The sequence below is a fragment of the Variovorax paradoxus genome (assembly GCF_030811855.1).
In the GTDB taxonomy this organism is placed as follows: domain Bacteria; phylum Pseudomonadota; class Gammaproteobacteria; order Burkholderiales; family Burkholderiaceae_C; genus Variovorax; species Variovorax paradoxus_L.
Genome location: NZ_JAUSRN010000023.1, coordinates 33734 through 48916, shown reverse-complemented (window position 1 = coordinate 48916; position 15183 = coordinate 33734). Strand labels below are relative to the sequence as shown.

Annotated in this window: 15 protein-coding genes; 4 read left to right on the top strand and 11 right to left on the bottom strand. The window is 66.6% G+C overall.

The window, feature by feature from the left end:
- Positions 1 to 12: 12 nt before the first annotated feature.
- From J2X92_RS28345 to J2X92_RS28335, 3 genes are all read right to left on the bottom strand, one after another.
- Positions 13 to 975: a methyltransferase domain-containing protein gene (locus tag J2X92_RS28345; protein WP_307581016.1), complete on the bottom strand. Its 963-nt coding sequence runs from the start codon at positions 973 to 975 to the stop codon at positions 13 to 15.
- A gap of 12 nt (positions 976 to 987) precedes the next feature.
- Positions 988 to 1410: a thiol-disulfide oxidoreductase DCC family protein gene (locus J2X92_RS28340; RefSeq protein WP_307581013.1), complete on the bottom strand. Its 423-nt coding sequence runs from the start codon at positions 1408 to 1410 to the stop codon at positions 988 to 990.
- Between the two features lie 61 nt (positions 1411 to 1471).
- Positions 1472 to 2071, bottom strand: coding sequence for a GbsR/MarR family transcriptional regulator (locus J2X92_RS28335; RefSeq protein ID WP_307581011.1), 600 nt, complete (start codon positions 2069 to 2071; stop codon positions 1472 to 1474).
- A gap of 119 nt (positions 2072 to 2190) precedes the next feature.
- Between J2X92_RS28335 and J2X92_RS28330 the strand changes: the two genes are divergently transcribed.
- Complete coding sequence (locus J2X92_RS28330; protein WP_307581009.1) at positions 2191 to 3285, top strand: PA0069 family radical SAM protein; 1095 nt, start codon at positions 2191 to 2193, stop codon at positions 3283 to 3285.
- Here the strand turns inward: J2X92_RS28330 and J2X92_RS28325 are convergent.
- The 3 genes from J2X92_RS28325 to J2X92_RS28315 are packed head-to-tail and all read right to left on the bottom strand — an operon-like array spanning position 3236 to position 9188.
- Positions 3236 to 4723: an efflux transporter outer membrane subunit gene (locus J2X92_RS28325; RefSeq protein WP_307581008.1), complete on the bottom strand. Its 1488-nt coding sequence runs from the start codon at positions 4721 to 4723 to the stop codon at positions 3236 to 3238. The two genes, J2X92_RS28330 and J2X92_RS28325, sit on opposite strands and share 50 nt — an antisense overlap.
- Positions 4720 to 5973, bottom strand: coding sequence for an efflux RND transporter periplasmic adaptor subunit (locus J2X92_RS28320; RefSeq protein WP_307581006.1), 1254 nt, complete (start codon positions 5971 to 5973; stop codon positions 4720 to 4722). Before J2X92_RS28320 ends, J2X92_RS28325 begins: the two co-directional genes overlap by 4 nt.
- Positions 5970 to 9188 (bottom strand): efflux RND transporter permease subunit, encoded by a 3219-nt coding sequence (locus tag J2X92_RS28315; protein ID WP_307581004.1) that lies wholly within the window; start codon positions 9186 to 9188, stop codon positions 5970 to 5972. Before J2X92_RS28315 ends, J2X92_RS28320 begins: the two co-directional genes overlap by 4 nt.
- Before the next feature lie 110 nt (positions 9189 to 9298).
- On the opposite strand from J2X92_RS28315, the gene J2X92_RS28310 reads away from it, so the two are divergent.
- Positions 9299 to 9805 carry a gluconokinase gene (locus J2X92_RS28310; protein ID WP_307581003.1) on the top strand — a complete coding sequence of 169 codons (507 nt, stop codon included), beginning with the start codon at positions 9299 to 9301 and terminating at the stop codon, positions 9803 to 9805.
- Positions 9806 to 9817: 12 nt separating this feature from the next.
- Here J2X92_RS28310 and gnd read toward each other — a convergent pair whose 3' ends face one another.
- Complete coding sequence (gene gnd, locus J2X92_RS28305) at positions 9818 to 11242, bottom strand: decarboxylating NADP(+)-dependent phosphogluconate dehydrogenase (RefSeq protein WP_307581001.1); 1425 nt, start codon at positions 11240 to 11242, stop codon at positions 9818 to 9820.
- A 133-nt stretch (positions 11243 to 11375) separates the two neighbouring features.
- Between gnd and J2X92_RS28300 the strand changes: the two genes are divergently transcribed.
- Together J2X92_RS28300 and J2X92_RS28295 are read left to right on the top strand one after the other, a co-directional pair.
- Positions 11376 to 12344, top strand: coding sequence for a helix-turn-helix domain-containing protein (locus J2X92_RS28300; RefSeq protein WP_373424893.1), 969 nt, complete (start codon positions 11376 to 11378; stop codon positions 12342 to 12344).
- A gap of 123 nt (positions 12345 to 12467) precedes the next feature.
- Complete coding sequence (locus tag J2X92_RS28295; protein ID WP_307580999.1) at positions 12468 to 13196, top strand: alpha/beta fold hydrolase; 729 nt, start codon at positions 12468 to 12470, stop codon at positions 13194 to 13196.
- A gap of 14 nt (positions 13197 to 13210) precedes the next feature.
- Here J2X92_RS28295 and J2X92_RS28290 read toward each other — a convergent pair whose 3' ends face one another.
- The 4 genes from J2X92_RS28290 to J2X92_RS28275 are packed head-to-tail and all read right to left on the bottom strand — an operon-like array spanning position 13211 to position 15154.
- Positions 13211 to 13825 (bottom strand): 3'-5' exonuclease, encoded by a 615-nt coding sequence (locus J2X92_RS28290; protein ID WP_307580997.1) that lies wholly within the window; start codon positions 13823 to 13825, stop codon positions 13211 to 13213.
- Positions 13822 to 14208, bottom strand: coding sequence for a TfoX/Sxy family protein (locus J2X92_RS28285; RefSeq protein ID WP_307580995.1), 387 nt, complete (start codon positions 14206 to 14208; stop codon positions 13822 to 13824). Before J2X92_RS28285 ends, J2X92_RS28290 begins: the two co-directional genes overlap by 4 nt.
- A gap of 30 nt (positions 14209 to 14238) precedes the next feature.
- Positions 14239 to 14628 carry a VOC family protein gene (locus J2X92_RS28280; RefSeq protein WP_307580994.1) on the bottom strand — a complete coding sequence of 130 codons (390 nt, stop codon included), beginning with the start codon at positions 14626 to 14628 and terminating at the stop codon, positions 14239 to 14241.
- Between the two features lie 22 nt (positions 14629 to 14650).
- On the bottom strand, positions 14651 to 15154 hold the full coding sequence (locus J2X92_RS28275; protein ID WP_307580992.1) for a GNAT family N-acetyltransferase: 504 nt from the start codon (positions 15152 to 15154) through the stop codon (positions 14651 to 14653).
- Positions 15155 to 15183 lie beyond the last annotated feature (29 nt).

Sequence of the window (15183 nt, the reverse complement as noted above, 5' to 3'; positions counted from 1 at the left end):
TCTAGCTGGCGTTCAGCCGCTGCGCTTCGCAGTCACCATGCAGTAGTCGAAGTCGCGCCAGAAAAGGCCCAGCACCAGCGCGCAATAACTGGCCACGATGTGCTTGCGGCGCCAGGGGCTCAGCCTGCCGCGCGCCTTCCAGAGTTCGGCTAGCGCAAAGCGCGTCGCAAGCGCCGGAATGTGCAGGGCGCTGGGCGCCACGCGCCAGCGCAGCGACTGCACCTCGATGTCTTCGAATCCGTTGCTGCGCAGCGCCTCGACGAAATCGCCGCGCACGGCCAGCGTGGGCACGGCCCAGCTGTCGGCCCACAGGCGGTGCAGCCAGCCGGCGAGCCGGCCCGGCCGATGGCGCAGCAGGAAGCCGTCGACCACCGCGAGCCGCGCACCCGGCTTCAGCAGTCGGGCCGCCTCGCGCACGAAATCCGCCTTGGCCGTGCCGCTCGCGTAGCAGGCGCTTTCGACAGCCCAGGCGCCGTCCGCTTGGGCGGTGGGAAGGCCCGTGCGCGTGTAGTCGGCTTCGATATGCGCCATGCGGTCGGCCACTCCGGCGCCCGCGTCGAGCCGCACGGCAATGCTGTTCTGCACCGGCACATTGGTGACGGTGACGGCATACAGCGAAGGGTCGTCGCCCACCAGGGTGCGCGCGGTGGCGCCGGCGCCGCAGCCGAGGTCGATCATGCAGCGGCGTCGCGGCGCCTCCTGCGTGGCCCGGGGTTCGTCGAGCTTCAGCGCGCGGCCGACCGCACGGTTCATTTCCACCAGCATGCCTTCGCGACGCAGCGGGTTCAGCCCGAGCCGCCAGAAGCCGAAGTGCATGTTGTAGCTGGGGCTCCATGCGCGGTAGTCGTACGCCACCTCGGTGAAATAGTCCTGCGTGTCGGCCTTGGTGATGGGCGGCGCGGCTTCGGGCGAGGGCGCTTCGGACGCACCGGCGGTTCGAGGCACGCGGAAATCGGGCGGGAAGACATTCGGCATGAAAGCTCCTTTTCAGATCCGGCAGTTGCCGCCGGCGCAGGTGCGGGACGACTGCGCCGCCTTGCCGGCGACCAGGGCCACCAGCCAGCGCGGCAGCCGGTAGCGGTTGCGCGCAAGCAGCGCATACGCGCGATCGGCGAGCGGCGCGACCCACGGCAGGTCGAGCAGGAAGCTGCCGCTCGGCAACCCGACGGCATCGCGGCAAGCCCGGATGGCTGGAACCCCGACGAACACCTGGCCCGCCGCGTCGACCACATGGATGGCCCTCATGAGTGTGTCGCGCGGCGCCGGTCCGGCATCGAAGCCGGCGGGCGAGCAGTCGACGAGCCTCAGCCGGTCGGCGGCATCGCGCGCTTTCATCACGCTCATTTCCGCCGAGCACAGCATGCATGTGGCGTCGAAGTAGATGGTGAGTGGATACGAGGAGGAGGGCATTGCAGTTTTGTTTTCGTTATTTCTGTCAAAACAGAAATATAAGAGCAAAAAAAGGGGAGACTCAGATCATCGGCAGGCTGGCATGGTGGGCATCGGGGTCGTCGTTTTTCTTCAAGGCCGGAGTCGTCGGCGCCGGGGCATCACCGCGAACGAACTTCTGCACGCTGGCGCCGAGCGTCAGCACTTTGTCGAGCGTGCCGGGCGAGAGCCGCAGCATCTCGTCGGCCCAGGTGGCGAGCTTGCTCATCAGGTCCATGGTGGAGCGGATGCGGTCTTGCGCATCGGCGGGCTCTTTCTGGAAATCGGGGCTGGCGACGATTTCGCGCAGCATGCGGATGGTGGGGTCGAATTCGCGCTCCTTGCGCTCCCGCACCACGGTGCGAAACAGTTCCCACACGTCGACACTGGTCTCGAAATAGTCGCGCCGGTCGCCCAGGATGTGGGTGACGCGCACCAGGTTCCACGCTTGCAGTTCCTTCAGGCTGTTGCTGACGTTGGAACGGGCCACGCCCAGCGTCTCGGAGAGCTCTTCCGCATGCATCGGCTTGCCGCGTGCGAACAGCAGGGCGTGGATTTGCGAAACCGTGCGATTGACGCCCCACATCGAGCCCATTTCACCCCAGTGAAGAACAAACTTGCGTTGGATGTCGGTGAGTTCCATGCCTCGAAGTCTAGGATTTTAGAAATTTCTGTCAAGAGAGAAATAAAAAATCGGATTGCTTAATGAGCGGCCGAAGGATACTGTATGAGCATACAGTATTTGACGAGAAAGGATCTGCCATGCCGGCCGCCTACATTCCCATTCACGCCATCAAGGGCCGCGGCGCCGCCACGCGCCTGGCGCACCGTTTTTCGCGCGATGAGCGCAATGCTTTCGACGACGGCTGGGGCACGCTCGAAGAAGGCGCGGCCGAAGCCGAAGAGCTGCCGCCGCTCGCTACAGAAGTGCGGTTCGAGGACGTGAAGTCGGTGCTGAACGAAAACGACTCGCCCGACGTGTCGTTCGACCGCTCGCTCAATCCGTACCGCGGCTGCGAGCACGGCTGCATCTACTGCTTTGCACGGCCGACGCACAGCTACCTCAATCTCTCGCCCGGCCTCGACTTCGAAACCAAGCTCATCGCCAAGCGCAACATTGTCGAAGTGCTCCGCAGCGAACTCGGCCGCAAGAGCTACAAGCCGAGCCACGTCGCCATCGGCACCGCCACCGACTGCTACCAGCCCATCGAACGCGAGCTGCGGCTCACACGTTCGGTGATCGAGTTGCTGAAGGAAACACGGCATCCGTTTGCGCTGGTCACCAAATCGAGCGCGGTGGAGCGCGACCTCGACCTGATCGCACCCATGGCCGCCGAGCACTTGGCCGCCGTGTACATCACCGTGACCACGCTCGACGGCGAGCTGGCCCGCAAGCTCGAGCCGCGCGCCGCCGCGCCGCACCGGCGGCTGCGCACCATCCGTACCTTGGCCGAGGCCGGCGTGCCGGTGGGGGTGAGCGTGGCGCCGCAGATTCCATTCGTCAACGAAGACATGGAGCAGGTGCTCGAAGCCGCATGGGAGGCTGGTGCGCGCAGTGCGTTCTACACCGTGATTCGGCTGCCGTGGGAGGTGGCGCCGCTCTTCAAGGAATGGCTTCATCTGCACTACCCGCAACGCGCGGACCGCATCATGGCGCGCATCCACGAGATGCGCGGCGGCAAGGACTACGACGCCGACTTTGCGACTCGCATGAAGGGCACCGGCCTGTGGGCCGACCTGATCCGCCAGCGCTTCGAGAAGGCGGCAAACCGCATCGGCTTCAACCGCGAGCGAATCGAACTCGACCTCAGCGCGTTCCGGCCGCCTGGCGCAGCGGGGCAGGGCAGCCTGTTCTAGGGTCTACTGAATCGGGGGCGCCCGCGCCGCACCAGTCGCCGCCGAGCGCCTTCACCAGAAACACCGAGGTCAGCAGCCGCTGGCCCTGCAGCTGGGCGGCCTGGCGCTCCACTGTGAGCAGCGACTGCTGCGCGGTGATCACGTCCAGGTACGTCGAGGCCCCGCCTTCGTAGCGACTGGTGGCCATGTCGAGCACGCGGCGCGCAGCGGCGACTGCGGCCTGCGCCTGGGTGGTCGCGCGGTCGAGCGAGGCCAGGCCGGTGATGCCGTCTTCCACTTCCTGCATGGCGGTGAGCACCGTGCGGCGGTAGTTGCCGACGGTGGCGTCGTAGCCGGCCTTGGCAAAATCGACATTGGCGCGCACGCGGCCGCCGTCAAACAGCACTTGCGTGGCCGACACGCCCACCGACCACAAGAGGCTCGGCCCGTTGAACAGCGTCTCGATCATGCGGCTGTCGACGCCAACGGTCGGCGAGATGATGAAGCTCGGATAGAAGGCCGCCGTGGCCACGCCGATCTGTGCGTTGGCCGCGGCCATGGCGCGTTCGGCCGAGGCCACGTCGGGCCGGCGCTGCAGCATTTCAGACGGCACGCCCAGCGGCACCGGGGGCGGCCTGATCTCGCGCAGGTCCGCCGGCAGCGCGAAGCTCGGCGCCGGTGTGCCCGTGAGGGTGGCGAGCGCATGCTCGTACTGCGCGCGCTGCTTCTTCAACACATCGACCTGCGTCAGCGTGGTGTCGAGCAGCGCCTGCTGCTGCGCCACGTCGAGGCCGGACACGGCGCCCAGATCATGGCGCGCCGTGACGAGTTCGAGCGCGCGCCGCTGCAGCGCGATGGAACGCGAGAGCACGTCGAGCTCGATGTCGGTCGAGCGCAAGTTGAAATAGTTGTTCGCGACGTCGGCGGTGAGCACGAGCCGCGTGTTCTCCAGGTCTGCGGCCGATTGTTCGGCCGAGGCAGTGGCGCCTTCAACGCTGCGCTGCACGCGGCCTGCCAGATCGAGTTCGTAGCTGGCGTTGAGCGACAGCATGAAGTCGTTCTGCACCGTCGACGAATTGGCGGTCGCATAGTTGGTGAGCGGCCGGTTGGCGGAAATCTTGAGGCGCGAGGCGCGGGTGCCGAGCCCAAGCTGAGGAAACCGGCTGGCCGAGTTGGCCGCGAGCGTGGCGCGCGCCTGGGCGAGCCGCGCATTGGCAATGGCCAGCGTCGGGCTGCCGCCCAGGGCTTGGTCCTGCAGCGCATCCAGCTGTGCGTCGCCAAAGCGCTTCCACCACGGGCCCTTGTCGGCGCTGTCGTTCGGTGCGCTCTGGCGCCAGGGCTCCTCGAGTTTCCAGCTCACGGGCAGGGGCGTTGCGGGCGTCTTGTAGTCGGGGCCGACCGCGCAGCCCGCTGCGAGCAGCGCCGCGCCTCCTGTAGCAACCAGATAGCGCAGCCTCACGCCGGTTCCTTTCGCACGGGCGGCTTGGCGTCCGCCGGCGGTGCGTCGGGCGCGACCGTCACCACGTCGCCCTCGGCCAGCGAATCGGAGGGGTTGAGCACCATGCGGTCGTTGCCGCCGATACCGTCGATCACCTCGACGTTCTCACCGTAGTTGCGGCCCAGCGTGACCGGGCGCAGGCCGATGCGGCCTTGCGCATCGACCACCGCGATGCGCGTGCCTTCGGCGCGGAACAGCAGCGCATTGGCCGGCACGGTGAGCGTCTGGGCCGCCGCCAGCGGCAGCGAGACCTGCACATAAGCGCCCGGCAGCAGCGCGCCATCGCGGTTGGGCAGCGACACCTCGACCTGCATCATCCGCGTGGTGGCGTCGATCGAGCCCGAGGTGCGCCCCACCTCGCCGTTGAAGCGTTGGCCACGCAGCTCGGCCTGCGTCACGACCACCGGCTGGCCGGCCTTGACCAGCTGTGCATAGGCTTGCGGCACGTTGATGTACACGCGCAGCGGATCGGTCTGCGCCAGCATGAAGAGCGCGCGCCCGGCGCCGCCGCCCGCACCCGCGTCGATCAGGTCGCCCACGTCGACGTTGCGGCGCGTGATCACGCCCGCAAACGGCGCCACGATGCGCTTGAAGCTCTCGGTCTGCCGAAGCCGCTGCACGTTGGCATCGGCTGCCGCCACGTTCGAAGTGGCCTGCGCCACCGCACTGCGGCGCTCGTCCAGGTCCTGTTGCGAGACCACGTCCTTCTTGCGCAGGTTTTCCCAGCGCTCAGCCGTGCTCTTTGCGAGTTCCAGCCCCGATGCTGCCTGCGCGCGCGCCGCGATGGCCTGCGACAGCTGCTGGTCGATCTCGGGTGTTTCGATCTCGGCCAGCAACTCGCCCTTTTCGACGCGGCTGCCGATGTCCCGGGTCCAACGCTTGAGGTAGCCGCTCGCACGTGCCGAGATGGGCGATTGCACGAAGCCCTGCAGCGTGCCGGGCAGCGCCAGCGTCTGGCCAGCGGTGGGCGTGCGCGGCAGGGCTGTCTGCACATGCAGCTTGGCGCGTTCGGCGGTGCCCGCTTCGAGCGCGCGTGCATTGGCCATGCGCACGATCACCGTGCGCGCGGCGCCGAGCGCCAGCAAAACAAGCACGATGACCACGAGCCAGCGCGTGCGCTTCACGATCTGCCGGCGCCGCAGCAGTTCGCCCTCGCCCTCTTCGGCGGCGATGGGGTGGATGGCCAATGCCGAGTGGCGTTGCTCCGTCATGGGATCAGTTCTCCTGGGGCTGCGCCCGCTGGCGGTTCCGCGGCTGTTGCTGCACGTGTCGCCTTGCGGTGCGCAAGTCGACTGTGCACGCCCGCGAACACCGCGGGCACAAAAAACAATGTCGACACCGTGGCGAAAAGCAGGCCACCGATCACCGCGCGGCCGAGCGGCGCGTTCTGCTCGGCGCCTTCGCCGAGGCCGAGCGCCATCGGGATCATGCCGATGATCATCGCGAGCGCCGTCATCAGCACCGGCCGGATGCGCGTGGCGCCGCCTTCGAGCGCGGCCGAGAGCGGCGGGATGCCCGCCTGCAGCCGCTCGCGCGCGAACGACACCAGCAGGATGGAGTTGGCCGTGGCCACGCCCATGGTCATGATTGCGCCCGTGAGCGCGGGCACGCTCAGCGTGGTGCCGGTGATGAACAGCATCCACGCGATGCCGGCCAGCGCCGCGGGCAGGGCGGTGATGATGATGGCCGCGTCGAGCCACGACTGGAAGGTAACCACGATGAGCAGGTACACCAGCACGATGGCCATCGCCAGCCCCACGCCGAGCCCAATGAAGGACGACTGCATCGTCTGCACCTGGCCGCGAATGGTGACCTGGCTGCCGCGCGAGAGCTTGGGCCGCATCTCGTCGACCAGCACCTGCACTTTGGAGGCCACGCTCGCGAGGTCGGTGCCCTGCACGCTCACGTAGACGTCGATCACCGGCGCGATGTTGTAGCGCGACATCACGGCCGGCTGCCGCGCCGCCTGCGCGTCGACGAGGTTGCCGAGCAACTGCTGCGGGGCGCCGCCGGCCGCCGCCGTGCCGCCGGTGCCCACCGGAATGTTGAGCAGCGCGTCGAGCGAGTCGATGTTGTACTGTGGCGTTTGCACTGCAATGCTGTAGACCACGCCGTTCTGCGGATTGAGCCAGAAGGCCGGCGCCGTCTGCGAGCTGCCCGAGAGCGCGATCAGCACGTTCTGCCCCACGTTGGCGGCGGTGAGGCCGTATTGCTGCAGCCGCGAGCGGTCCATCTGCAGGCTGAGGCTCGGGCCGTCGAGCCGCTGGTGCACGTGGGCATCGACCGCACCGGGAATCTGCTTGATGGCCTTGGTGAGTTCGGCCGCACGGGCCGCGTTGCCTGCCATGTCGGCGCCACTGAACTGCACGTCAATGGCGGCGGGCAGGCCGAAATTGAGAATCTGCGTGACGATGTCCGCGGGCTGGAAGAAGAACTCGATGCCCGGAAAGCGCCTGGGCAGTTCGGCTCGCAGCAGCGACACGAATTCCTCGGTTGGCCGGTGGCCGTCCTTCAGCGAGAGCAGCAGTTCCGCATCGAAAGTGCCGATGGTGCCTGCATTGCTGTACGAGAGGTTGATGCCGCTGTTGGGAATGCCAAGGTTGTCGAGGATGGTCTCGAGCTGGTCCGCCGGCACCAGTTCGCGAATGGAGGCTTCCACTCGGTCGGTAAGGCGCGCCGTCTCCTCGATGCGGATGCCGGTGGGCGCGCGCACGTGCAGGCGGATCTGGCCCGCGTCCACGGTCGGAAAGAAATCGCGGCCCAGCACCGGATACAGCAGGCACGAAAGCAGGCAGAAGCCGAGGAAAAGGCCGATGAATCCGCCGCGCTTCGACAGCACCACAGACAGCAGCAGCGTGTAGGCCCGGCGCACGCGCTCGAAGCGCCGGTCGAAGCTGCGGTAGACACGCTGCAGTGCACTGGGCTTGGTTTCGGCGGCCGGTTGCCCAGCATGCGCGCCGCCCATCAGCAGCATCACGAGCGTGGGCACCAGCGTGCGCGAGAGCAGGTAGGAGGCCAGCATGGCGAACACCACTGCCTCGGCCAGCGGCACGAACAGGAAGCGCGCCACGCCCGAGAGAAAGAACATCGGCACGAACACGATGCAGATGCACAGCGTGGAGACGAAAGCCGCGTTGCCAATCTCGCCCGCGCCGACCTCGATAGCTTCTTTCAGCGGCGTGCCCATGTGCAGGTGGCGCTCGACGTTCTCGATGGTCACGATGGCCTGGTCCACCAATATGCCGACCGAGAGCGCGAGTCCGCCCAGCGTCATGAGGTTGAGCGTTTCCCCGAGGGCATACAGCACCAGGATAGAGGCCAGGATCGACAGCGGAATCGTGAGGCCGATGATGAGCGTGCTGCGCCAGTTGCCCAGGAACAGAAGCACCATCGCTGCCGTGAGCGCCGCGGCCAGGATGGCCTCGAACACCACGCCCTTGACGGCCGCCTTCACGAACACCGACTGGTCGAACAGCGGCGTGATCTTGATGTCCTGCGGCATGGTCTGCGCGGCGACTGGCAGCATCGCGCGAATGTTCGCCACGATGTCCAGTGTGGAGGCGCCGCCGTTCTTCAGCACCGACAGCAGCACGCCGCGCACGCCGTCCTGCCGCACGATGTTGGTCTGCGGCGAGAAGCCGTCGCGCACGTAGGCCACGTCGCGCAGGTAAGTGGTGGCGCCGTTCACCGTGCGCACCGGAAGGTCGTTGAGCCCCGCCACTGCATCGGGCGAGCCGTTCATGCGCACGCTGTATTCGGTGGCGCCGAACTTGGCGGTGCCCGAAGGCAGGATCAGGTTCTGCGTGTTGACCGCGTTCACCACGTCGGCCGGCGTGAGGCCGCGCGCCTGCAGCGCCTGGGTGTCGAGATCGACCGAGATCAGCCGGTTCTTGCCGCCGTAGGGAAAGGGAATGGCTGCGCCGGGCACCGTGATGAGCTGCGGCCGCAGCTGGTTCACCGTGGCGTCGAACAGCGAATTTTCAGAGCGCGTGGGGCTGGACAGCGCGAGCTGCACCACCGGCACGCTCGAGGCCGAATACTTGATGACCAGCGGCGGCGTGATGCCGGGCGGCAGCTGCCGCACCTGGGCCTGCATGGAAGCTACGACCTGTGAGATGGCCATCTCGATGTTGGCCGTGGGCTGGAAGAACACCTTGATGATCGACACGCCCGCGAGCGACTGCGACTCGATATGCTCGATGTCGCTCACCGTGGTGGTGAGGCCTCGTTCGACCTGGCCGGAGATGCGCTGGCCCATCTCCTGCGCCGGCAGGCCGGTGTAGTTCCAGATGACGCTGACCACCGGGATGTTGATTTCCGGGAAGATGTCGGTGGCCATCCGCGCCAGCACGAAAGGCGTGGCCAGTACGATCAGCATCGCCATGACGATGAACGTGTAGGGGCGACGCAATGCGAGCTGGACCATGGGTGGGACTCTCTGCTTCCGGCGGAAAAAGGTTTCGCATCATAAGGAAGTAGATTTAAGTTCAGCTGATGCACGGGGATTGCCCCGTGGCTGCACCAAAAGGGGTACTTATGAATGGGCTATGGCTGGTGGTGATGGGTGTTTCGGGCTGCGGCAAGTCGAGCCTCGGCGCTGCGCTGGCGGTCGGGTTCGGGTTGCCGCTGATCGAGGGCGACGACTACCACCCGCCCTCCAACGTCGAGAAGATGAGCCAGGGCATTGCGCTGACCGACGCGGATCGCGCCGGCTGGCTGGCGACGCTGGGGCACACGCTGGCCGGCTCGTCGCTTGGCGCGGTGCTGACCTGCTCGGCGCTCAAGCGCAGCTACCGCGACCAGTTGCGCGCGGCCGTGCCGGGGCTGCGCTTCGTGTTCATGGACATCGAGCGCGCAGAGGCCGAACGCCGCGTGGCCGCACGGGCGGGCGCGGGCGAGCACATGTTTCCGGCGAGCTTGGTGGCCAACCAGTTCGCGACGCTGGAGTCACCGGTAGGGGAGCCCGGTGTGCTGGCAGTCGACGCGACCGCGCCGCTGGGGCAGCTGGTCGCGCAGGTGAAGGCGTGGCTGCCGGCAGGCTGATCCGGCGCTGCGTCAGCCGATGACTTCCGGCCAGTTGGTGTGGAAGAGCTGGCCTTCAGGCTTGTCGGTGCGCTCGTACGTATGGGCGCCGAAGAAATCGCGTTGCGCCTGCAGCAGGTTGGCCGGCAGCCGCGCCGTGCGGTAGCTGTCGTAGTAGGCGAGCGAGGCACTGAACGCCGGCACTGGAATGCCGTTGTTCACCGCCAGCGCCACCACTTCGCGCCAGTTCTGCTGCGTGCGGTTGAGCAGGTCCTTGAAGAAGGGATCGAGCATCAGGTTGCCCAGCGCCGGATCGGTACGGTAGGCGTCGGTGATGCGGTTCAAAAAGCGCGCGCGAATGATGCAGCCGCCGCGCCAGATGGACGCGATTCCGCTCAGGTCGAGTTTCCACTCCTTCTTTTCGCCCATCGTCTGGATGAGGTCGAAGCCTTGCGTGTAGCTGATGACCTTCGACGCATAGAGCGCGTCGTGCACCTTGGCCACCAGCGCCTTCTTGTCGAGCGAGAGTTCGATCGTCGGCCCCTGCAATACCTTGCTGGCCGCCACGCGCGCTTTTTTCTGTGACGACAGCACGCGTGCCTCGACCGCCGCGTTGATGGTGCTGATGACCACCGCGTTCTCGGCTGCGTTGACGAGCGTCCACTGCCCCGTGCCCTTCTGGCCCGCCTTGTCCAGGATGAGCTCGACGATCGGCTGGCCGGTCTCGGGGTCTTTCTGCTCCAGCGCCTTGGCGGTGATCTGGATCAGGTAGCTCTGCAACTCGCCTTCGTTCCATTCGTTGAAGACGGCGGCCATCTCGTCGGTGCTGAAGCCTGCGGCCTTGAACAGGCTGTAGGCCTCGCAGATCAGCTGCATGTCGCCGTACTCGATGCCGTTGTGCACCATCTTCACGAAGTGACCTGCGCCGCCCGGGCCGATGTGGATCACGCAGGGCTCGCCGTCCACCTTGGCCGCGATGCTCTCGAAAATGGGCTTCATCACTTCCCAGGTGGAAAGCGGCCCGCCCGGCATGATCGACGGACCCTTGCGCGCGCCTTCCTCGCCGCCCGACACGCCCGCGCCGATGAAGCGCAGGCCCTTGCTCGACAGGTACGCGTCGCGGCGCTCGGTGTCGGTGTAAAGGCTGTTGCCGCCGTCGATGACGATGTCGTCCTTGTCGAGCAGCGGAATCAGCTGCTCGATCACCTGGTCGACCGGCGCGCCCGCCTTCACCATGATCTGGATCTTGCGGGGCTTGGCGAGGCTCTGCACGAACTCTTCGAGCGTCCTGGCGCCGAGCAGCTTCTTGCCGGGGTTCTCCGCCAGGAAGGCTTCGGTGGTGGCTTCGGTGCGGTTGTACACGCTGACCTGGAAGCCGCGGCTTTCCACGTTCAGCACCAGGTTCTGGCCCATCACGGCCAAGCCGATCAATCCGAAATCGCTTTTGTTGTTGCTCATGGCCCTTCTTTCGTCTGCGGTAGAGGTGACGGGCATTGTGCCGGGGGCGCCCTCGCGTTGCCATGGGAGCCGTCTATACCCGCTTGGCAAGCACGCGCGGCTTGGGTATGTTGGCGCGATGAACGGAAATGCCTTGATCGCTACTCCCGCGGTCCACACCTGGTCCACCGACGCCGTGCCGCCGTCGCAGCGGCTCGACTACTGGATCGGCGCGGTATGCGAAGGCTTTCTCGAGATGGACGTGACCAGTTCGCTGGCCGGCAGCTTCGGCGCCACGCTCGAATCCGCGCCGCTCGGCGCCATCGGCGTGAACCGGGTGCGCGGCAGCGCGCAGGACGTGTACCGCACGCGCAGGGCCATTTCCCACAGCCGCAGCAACTATTACTACCTGTTGTGCAAAACCGATTCGCCCTGGGTCGCCGTGCAGGACGACCGCTCGGCGCGCATGCTGCCGGGCGACGTGGTGCTGGTCGATTCGCGACGCTGCTACGAATTGCATCTGCTCCAGTCGGCCGATACGCTGTCGCTCGAACTACCCACCGCATGGGTGGAGTCGTGGCTTCCGGATGCCGGCGACCGGGTGGCGCGGCGCATCGATGGGCAATCGGGCTGGGGCCGGGTCCTGAGCGGCTTTGCCCAGCAGCTTTCGCCGCAGGGCGTGTTGAGGCCGCCTTTGCCTTCGGCATTGCTGACCGATCATTTGGGCGGGCTGCTTGCACTTGCCGCCGGAGCCGCGGACGAGGCGAGCGGGGCTGCCGCGCACGGCGAAGGCGCCCGTGCCGCGCTGCGCCGCCGCGTGCTCGACGCCACGCGCGATCGCCATGCCGAACCCGGCCTCACGGCTGCCAGCGTGGCGCGTGGACTGGGCATCTCGGAGCGCAGCCTGCATCGCAGCCTGAACGAAGGGGCGACCACCTTCGCGGCCGCTCTGTCCGGCTTTCGCATGCAGGTCGCGCGGCGCATGCTCGGTGACGCCCGCTTCGATCGTTTGAGCATTGCGGAAATCGGTTCGCGCGTCGGGTTCACCGATGCATCGCACTTCGTTCGCCAGTTCAGTCGGCATCTCGGCATGACGCCGGGCACCTTGCGGCGCCAGCGCTGAGAAAGGGCGGGTGGGGGCGGGCGCAAATCGGCCACGTGCCTGGCAGTGAGCGGCCATTCGCGCCGTCTGGTGTTTCCTAAAGTCGTCTTTTATTCAACGACGACGAAGATGAAGGAGACACGCATGTCCGATACCTATGTTCTGATCCACGGCGCCTGGCACACCGGCGCCGAAATGGAGGCCGTGGCCGCCAGCCTGCGCGAAGCCGGCCACGTGGTGCATTGCCCCACGCTCGTGGGCAACCGCGCGGGCGACGACCGGTCGCGCATCGGCCTGGATGAAGCAATCGACTCGGCCGTCCGCTTCATCGAAGAGAAAGACCTCTCCGAGGTTCGCCTGGTGGGCCACAGCTACGGGGGCATGGTGATCTCCGGCGTGGCGGACCGCATTGCGCAGCGGCTCAAGCGCCTGGTCTACGTCAACGCCTTCGTGCCGCTCGATGGCGAGTCGCTCAACGACATGGCGCCGCCGCACTACGTCACGATGTTCGACGCCGTGGCGGCGGCCAACGGCAACGCGGTGAGCCTTCCGTTCGAAGTCTGGCGCGAAGCCTTCATCAACGACGCCGACCTGCCGCTGGCGCAGGCCAGCTACGAGCGGCTGAATCCGCACCCCTACCGCACCTTCACCGACAAGATCCGGCTGCGCGAGCCGCTGGCGGCGTTGCAGATCGGCAAGTCCTACGTCAACTGCCAGCAGGACACGGCCATGCCGCACAGCCTGCCGTGGCATCCGCGCCTGTCGGATCGGCTCGGCCTGTTCAGGCTGGTGGAGTGCCCCGGCAGCCACGAGATGTTCTTTTCCAACCCGAAGCGGCTGGCGCAGGCGATCCTGGAGGCGGGGCGGGACTAGGGCTGCTAACAGCCTCAGGCTTGGGCGAAGAGCGCATCGAACACGCGGATCGATGCATAGGCGTCGTTGGCCGCATACCGAATCTGCGCTTCGGTCAGTTGCCGATTGGCCCAGTTCGACGTGGTGGCCTTGCGCGATTTGACGAAGCGCCGGTTGAACACCAGCGCCACGGCCGTCTTCACGCCCACCGACTTGCGGTAGCCGCGTCGGCGGAACTCGCTGTCGATGTCGAACACCGCCTTCGGCTCGATGTTGAGCCGGTTGCGTATCAGCGTGAGGTCGGTCGAAAGGCCGAAGCCGACCTTCCTGAGTTCGGTCGACGCAATCAGCGCGGCCACCACCGGATTGCATTCGGTGCGGTGCAGCTGAAAGAGCCAAGCCGTCTCGCGCGTGGAAAACTGAACCACGTGCGGACCGCTGGACACTTCGTTCTTTGCGAACGTGGGCTTCGATTCAGTGTCGAAGCCGGCAACGCCGGTGGCCAGCAGCGCGGCGGCGGCGTGCTCGGCCTCGGCCAGCGTGGAAACGACCACGATGTCTTTCAGGCCCAGGCCCTCGAACGCTTCGAGCAGCGCGATCTGCTCGCGCTCGGGAAGTGGCGGCAGGGCGAGTGTTGCATCGTCGCTCAAGGGGAGGCTGCTTTCTTTTTCTTCACGGGGACTTTCTTTTTAGCGGGTTTCTTTTTGGGCGGCTGGCCCGAACGCAAGGCGGCTTCGTAGGCGCGGCGAGCCCAGAGCGCGGCTTCTTCGCGGTCCTCGAAAAGATCGGCCGGGGCTTGCCGGTACGACATCGGCATCGTCTTGCCGTTGCGCTCGTAGGTGAAGGGCGGCAGGTTTTGCTTGTCGAAATGCTCGGCGCTCACGGCGTCCGACTTGAGATAGAGCGTGTCCTTGAGAACGATCGCGATCATCCGCCCCTCGTGAAAGATGCCGTGACCGCCGAACATGCGGCGCGGCTCGATGCGGCCGAAGCGCTCGAAAATCTCGTGCAGGCTCTCTACGAATTCACTCATTGCGCAAGCGGCTCATTGGCCGGGCGGGGCTCATGCGGTGATCTCGATGCGGTTGCCGTCCGGGTCGAGCACCACGCTTTCGTAGTAGCCGTCGCCGGTGCGGCGCGGTCCGTCGAGCAACGGGTAGCCGTCGGCCTGAAGGCGCTGCGTGAGCGCGTCCACCGCGGCATCGGAGCCCACGCTGATCGCCAGGTGCGTCCAGCCCATGCGCTGCGCGCCGGGTTCGGCGGGCACGGGCGAGAGCGTGCGGGTGGTCATGGCTTCGATGCGGGCGCCATCGCCCAAACTCAGGAAGCAGGATGCAAAGCCCTTGGCCGAGTTGACGTAGCCCGCGCCGGCCGTGGCGCCAAAGTAGTCGATGTAGAACCGCTTGCAGCGTTCGAGGTCGGTGGTCCAGAGGGCGATGTGATCGATGCGCATGAGAAACAGAAAAGAAGAGCGCTCAGCCAATGCTTCGCGGCTGCCGTGGCGGGCTCGGCGGAAACCAATGGTAGGCGACCCGTTCACGCCCGCTGGACGGGTGCCGATCGATGGTGCCGCGCACCAGGCCATAGCGCTCGTAGAAGCGTTGCGCCGCGGTGTTGCTGGTGGCCACGTGCAGCTTCCAACCGGACGGCATGCGCACGCTGGCTTCGTCGAGCAGCGCCTGCCCGAGGCCCTGGTTGCGCAGATGCGGTTCGACGAAGAGCTGGGCCACGTATTCGCGCCGCGCCAGCAGCACCATGAATGCGAGCACCTGGCCTTCGCGCTCGGCCAGCACCACGTCGGCCGGCGGCACGAACTCGGTTTGAACGCGCCGCAGCCAATGCGTGATCGGCTCGATGACGGTGGCCCTGCGGTTGGCCGCGATCCAGGCTCGACGCCAGATGCCGGCGAGCACCAGGTTCTCCTCCGGGGCGCCGTCCCGGGAGCGCAAATGGAAGGCAGGAATCTGTGCTGCGGACATATGCGCTCCATGATACGGCGCCGATCCGC

Bases quoted from the DNA above. Each gene is read 5' to 3' on its own strand.
- J2X92_RS28345 (WP_307581016.1), bottom strand. From the start codon at position 975: ATGCCGAATGTCTTCCCGCCCGATTTCCGCGTGCCTCGAACCGCCGGT.
- J2X92_RS28340 (WP_307581013.1), bottom strand. From the start codon at position 1,410: ATGCCCTCCTCCTCGTATCCACTCACCATCTACTTCGACGCCACATGC.
- J2X92_RS28335 (WP_307581011.1), bottom strand. From the start codon at position 2,071: ATGGAACTCACCGACATCCAACGCAAGTTTGTTCTTCACTGGGGTGAA.
- J2X92_RS28330 (WP_307581009.1), top strand. From the start codon at position 2,191: ATGCCGGCCGCCTACATTCCCATTCACGCCATCAAGGGCCGCGGCGCC.
- J2X92_RS28320 (WP_307581006.1), bottom strand. From the start codon at position 5,973: ATGACGGAGCAACGCCACTCGGCATTGGCCATCCACCCCATCGCCGCC.
- J2X92_RS28315 (WP_307581004.1), bottom strand. From the start codon at position 9,188: ATGGTCCAGCTCGCATTGCGTCGCCCCTACACGTTCATCGTCATGGCG.
- J2X92_RS28310 (WP_307581003.1), top strand. From the start codon at position 9,299: ATGAATGGGCTATGGCTGGTGGTGATGGGTGTTTCGGGCTGCGGCAAG.
- gnd (WP_307581001.1), bottom strand. From the start codon at position 11,242: ATGAGCAACAACAAAAGCGATTTCGGATTGATCGGCTTGGCCGTGATG.
- J2X92_RS28295 (WP_307580999.1), top strand. From the start codon at position 12,468: ATGTCCGATACCTATGTTCTGATCCACGGCGCCTGGCACACCGGCGCC.
- J2X92_RS28285 (WP_307580995.1), bottom strand. From the start codon at position 14,208: ATGAGTGAATTCGTAGAGAGCCTGCACGAGATTTTCGAGCGCTTCGGC.
- J2X92_RS28280 (WP_307580994.1), bottom strand. From the start codon at position 14,628: ATGCGCATCGATCACATCGCCCTCTGGACCACCGACCTCGAACGCTGC.
- J2X92_RS28275 (WP_307580992.1), bottom strand. From the start codon at position 15,154: ATGTCCGCAGCACAGATTCCTGCCTTCCATTTGCGCTCCCGGGACGGC.